Source organism: Sphingomonas sp., from assembly GCF_031380695.1.
GTDB lineage: Bacteria > Pseudomonadota > Alphaproteobacteria > Sphingomonadales > Sphingomonadaceae > Sphingomicrobium.
On the sequence record NZ_JANMWY010000142.1, the window covers coordinates 1 to 4,987 of the forward strand.

General features: G+C 68.8%; 4 protein-coding genes. 1 reads left to right on the forward strand and 3 read right to left on the reverse strand.

Features of this window, described 5'->3' with window-relative positions; all coding sequences use genetic code 11:
- A partial coding sequence (locus tag RMN84_RS05275) for a dihydroxy-acid dehydratase (RefSeq protein WP_309611151.1) occupies nt 1-1,066 on the forward strand: 1,066 nt, incomplete at its 5' end.
- Here RMN84_RS05275 and thrC read toward each other — a convergent pair.
- From thrC to RMN84_RS05290, 3 genes are all read right to left on the reverse strand, one after another.
- Nucleotides 1,063-2,340, reverse strand: coding sequence for a threonine synthase (gene thrC, locus RMN84_RS05280; protein ID WP_309611152.1), 1,278 nt, complete (start codon nt 2,338-2,340; stop codon nt 1,063-1,065). The two genes, RMN84_RS05275 and thrC, sit on opposite strands and share 4 nt — an antisense overlap.
- Nucleotides 2,340-3,284, reverse strand: a complete 945-nt coding sequence (locus RMN84_RS05285) for a homoserine kinase (RefSeq protein WP_309611153.1) — start codon at nt 3,282-3,284, stop codon at nt 2,340-2,342. Before RMN84_RS05285 ends, thrC begins: the two co-directional genes overlap by 1 nt.
- Before the next feature lies 1 nt (nt 3,285).
- On the reverse strand, nt 3,286-4,987 hold a 1,702-nt coding region (locus RMN84_RS05290), incomplete at its 5' end, for a homoserine dehydrogenase (RefSeq protein WP_309611154.1).

Here is a 4,987-nt window from a genome sequence, read left to right on the forward strand (position 1 = left end):
GGCGCTGGCGATGCCCTTCCTCGGCCTCTCGCCGATGGGGTTGAACGTTGTCCCGGCGGTCCACCCCGACAAGCCGGTGGCGGCCGCCGAGGCCGGACGGATCGCGGTCGCGGCGGTCAAGGAAGGACGCAACGCGCGCCAGATGATTACCCCGGCGGGGCTGCGCAACGCGGCGGTGGCGGGGTCGGCGACGGCGGGGTCGACCAACCTCGTGCTGCACCTGCTCGCGATCGCGCGCGAGGCGGGGCTGAGCGAGGCCGAGTTCGCACTGCCAATCTTCGACGAAGTGTCGCGGCTGACCCCGGTCATTGCCGACCTCAAGCCTGGCGGGCGTTATATGGCCCCTGACATGAGCGCGGCGGGCGGATCGGCGCTGCTCGGCCAACGGTTGCAGGAGGCTGGGCTATTGGTCGATGCGCCGACCGTCACCGGGAGGACGTTGTTCGAGGAATTCGAAGGCGCGGTCGAGACGCCGGGGCAGGACGTGATCCTGACCGCCGCCGCGCCGTTGAAGGCGCGTGGTGGGTTCGGCGTGCTGTTCGGCAACATCGCCCCCGACGGTTGCGTCGTGAAGCTGGCCGGACACGAGCGGATGATGATGGACGGCCCGGCCAAGGTCTACGACGGCGAGGAAGCTTGTTTCGCGGCGGTCACCCATGGCGAAATCGAAGCCGGTGATATCGTCGTCATCCGCAATGAAGGCCCCGTCGGCGGGCCGGGCATGCGCGAGATGCTGGCGATCACTGCCGCGATTCAGGGGCGTGGCCTTGGCGACAGCGTGGCGCTGGTCACTGATGGGCGTTTTTCGGGTGCGACCTACGGTTTCATGGTCGGTCACATCGCGCCCGAGGCGGCGATGGGCGGGCCGATTGCGCGGCTGCGGACGGGTGACCGGGTGGTCATCGATGTCGACCGGCAAGTGATCGAGACCGATGAGGATTTGGACTCAAGGCCGGCACCGGTGGTGAAAGCGCCGGGCGAAGGGTTTACGGGCGCCTTTGCAAAATATGCGCGGCTGGTCGGATCGGCGTCGCAGGGGGCGGTGACCAGCGGCGCAGATCGCTAAGCGGGAACGGCTAGCAACGCCGCCAACTCACCAAGCTCCACGCCGATGCAGTCCTTCCGGCTCGGCCGGGACAGGATCGCGGCGAGGGCTGGTGGCGCAGTGATCGACGCACCGGTTAGCGGCTCGATCACGTCGGCGAATTTATAAGGGTGCGCCGTCGCCGAGATCAGCCACGGGCGCTCGGCGCGTTCATGCTCTGGCAGGCGGGCATGCGCTTCGGCCGCCGCCGCCGAATGCGGGCACCATAAATATATGGCCTGGTCGGATATGATCCGCGCCTTGATCGCGTCGTCGGTGACCAGTTCGATGCGAACCTCGCTCGCGCCTTCGGGAAGCGCGATCAGCCGCTCGAAATTGCTCGGTGCGCCGACGTCCATCGCATTGGCGATCGTCGCGACCGACGGGCGCGGGGTGTAGGTGCCGGTTCGCGCCCACTCGTCGAGCGTCGCATTCGCGTTGGTCGCAAGCACGATCGGCCCGATCGGCGCGCCCATCGCGCGGGCGTAGAGCGCGGCGAAGCCGTGGCCCAGATTGCCGGTCGGGATGACCAGGCCAGGCTTCTGGCCGGTTTCGGCGAACACCCGTGTCGCGGCGAAGGCGACATAGGCCATCTGCGGCATCAGTCGGCCGATGCTGATCGAATTGGCCGAGGTCAAGTTGAGCGCCTTGGTCATCGCCGCGTCGGCGAAGGCGGCCTTCGCGAGGCGCTGGCAATCGTCGAAGTCGCCGTCGACCTCGATCGCGCGGACCGGGGCGTCCCAACAGGTCAGCTGATGCTCCTGGAACGGCGATACGCGGCCCTTGGGATAGAGGATCACCGCGCGCACTGCGGCGCGGCCTTCGGCGGCACAGCCGACCGCACCGCCGGTGTCGCCCGAGGTCGCGGCGAGGACGGTCAGCGGGTGCGCCGGATCGCCGAGCCGGTCGAGGCACGCCATCAGGAAGCGCGCGCCGAAATCCTTGAACGCGCCGGTCGGGCCGTGGAAGAGTTCGAGCGCGCGGCGGCCGTCGGGGAGGGTCGTGACGGGTAGCGGAAAGTTGAACGCGCCGGTGCAGATTGCGGGCAGTTCGGCTTCGAGTGCGTCACCGGCAAAGAAAGGCCCAAGGAAGCCGGCAGCGAAGTCGGGGATGGGTAGCGTAGGGTCGAGCGAGGCGGGATCGGCGACGACTTGACTCGCGGGCAGATACAATCCGCCATCGGGGGCGGCGCCGTTGCGAATCGCCTCGCTCAGCGAGACAGCGGGCGACTGGCCGCGGGTGCTGGTGAAGCGCATCAGGCGGCCATCGCCGCCGCCTGCTCGATGCGGGCACCGGCACTGTCGGTCGGGGCGCGATAGGCACGAGCGGTGAGGCCGGCGTCCTTGAATGCCTGCGCCATCGCCGCCTCGACCGCGCGTGCCTCGCCGTCGGGCGCCCAGGCGAACACCGATGGGCCGGAGCCGGAAAACGAGCAGCCGAGTGCGCCTGCGCCAAGTGCGGCCGCTTTCACGACGGGAAGCGCGGGGAGGAGGTGGGCGCGCTGCGGTTCGATGAGGACATCTTCGAGCCCTGCCGCGATCAGGCTGAAATCGCTGGTCGTGCATCCGGCGATGAAGGCGGCAAGTCGCCGCGAATGCTCGACCACATTGCGCATCGGCACCGCATCCGCCAGCAGCCCGCGCGCCGCTGCCGTTTCGATTTTCGCCGAGGGGTGGAGGAGGATCGTGCTGACTCCGCGCGGCAGGGGCAGGCGAGCGAGCTTGACCGGTGTTTCTCTCGCGCCGAGCACCAGCCCGCCGAGCAGGCTGGCCATGACATTGTCCCAGTGCGGCGGATCGGACGCGACCCGCTCGCCCTCAAGCGCGAAGGGGAACAGCTCTTCCAGTTCGAACGGCCGGTCGAGCAGCGCGTTGGTCGCGACTGCCCCCGCCACCGCCGACGCCGCCGATCCGCCCATGCCAGCAGCCATCGGCACGCCCTTGTCGATCGACAGCCGTACCCCGAAGCGCGCCCCGGCGGCAGCAAGGACGGCAGCGGCGGCGGCGAGTGCGGTATTCTTTTGCGGCGTTTCGGGCAGGGTCGAGCAGAGCCCGCTGACGGTGCCAAGCCGCACTCCCACCGCCTCCTCGCGCACCGCGATCACGCGATCGCGGGCGGCGTCGAACGCTTGGCCGAGGATGTCGAAGCCGGGGCCGACATTGCCGATGCTGGCGGGCGCGCTCGCGGTCGCCTGGTGCATCTCAGGCGCTCATTCGCAGCGGGACGACGCCCGATCCGGCGGTCGGGGCCGAACGCTGGCACGGGGCGGAGCGCTGCAGGTCCATCACATCCGCCATGACCGATGCGGCGGTCGGCCAGCGGCCCGCGCCATGGCCGTGGACCTCGTGAACCGATCCGTCGGCGGCAGTGATAAGGACGCTATTCTCGGTGTTGGTGACCTTGGCCAGCGGGTGGCTGGCGGGGAGGCTTTCGATCCGGACGGAGGTCTCGACCTTGCCATCGGGCAGCAGACGCGCCCGGCTGACCTGCTTCAACACTTCGCCGCGGGCGAGGGCGGCGAGGATCGATTCGGCACTGACGGTGTCCAGCGACTGCTTCTCGATACGGTCGGCAGACACCGCGACCCCCATCGCGTCGCGGACCAGCAATGACAATTTATAGGCGGCGTCATGGCCCTCGACGTCGGACGAGGGGTCAGCCTCGGCGAAGCCCAGTTCCTGCGCCTTGGCGATGGCCTTGTCGAACGACCAGCCATTGGCGAGTCGGGCGAGGAGGAAGTTGACCGTGCCGTTGACCACGCCTTCCAACGCGACGATGCCCGGTTCCTGCGCCAGCCGCCCGACCGCCTCGAGAACCGGCGCGCCGCCGCCGACCGCACCCGAATAGAGCAGCCGGGCATTGCCTGCTGCGGCGCAGGCGTGGAGCGCGTCATAATGGGCCGCGACGACCGCCTTGTTGGCGGTGACGACGTGGATGCCAGAGCGGAGCGCATCGCACAGCGCGTCGGCGAATTCGTGCGCGCCGCCCATCGTCTCGACGACAATGTCGACCTCGCCGGTCATCGCCTCGGCCAGCTGGTCGGTATAGAGTGAAGGATTGTCGCGTTTGTCGGGCGAGCGGACGAACACCTTGTTGAGCACGAACAGGTCGGGCCGCTTGAGGACATAGGTCATGACGCCCGCGCCAACCGTACCGCAGCCGAGGAGGGCAATGCGCAGCTTGGCGCGCTGGAGGGGGAGCGATTTCACCAGCGGCAGGTCGGCGATGGTGGTTTCCTCGGCCGAGCCCATTGCAGCGACCTCGATCAGAACGTCCTGTTGCTCGGCGACGTGAATCGCTTTTTCCTGAACCAGGCCGGCGCTGACCCGGGCGGCGTCGGCATAGCTTAGCTGAGCGAAGCGCTCGGCCAGCGGGTTCTTCGCCGGATCCTCGTCATAGACGCCGTCGACATCCTTGATCAGGCGGACACGGTGAGCATCGAGCCGGGCGGCGAAGAACACGGCGGTGAGATCGGTTCCACCACGACCGAGCGTCACGACGCCGTGGGTCGCGTGACCGGCGGTGAAACCGGGGACGACCAGCACGTCATGACTGGCGAGCTTGGCCAGCACGGCGTCGGCGTCGAGGTCGGTCAGCGTCGAATCGAGTGGATCGCCCTCTGCGAGCAGGCCCATTTCGTGCGGGTCCATGGTGCAGGCGCGGACCCCAATCTGGCCCAGCGCGAGGGTCAGGAGGGCCGCCGAGTGAAGCTCGCCGGTGCGGGCGACGCGGGCGAGGAGCAGGGGCTGCTCGCCGCCCAGCCGCATCCCCTGGTTGAGCAGCGCGTCGGTTTCGCCGGCCAGCGCCGAGACAACCGCGACGACCTTCTCGCCCTCGCGGACGTGGCGGTAGCATTCGTTGGCAACGGCGGCATAGTCGCCCTCGGTCTCAAGCACGCTCGAG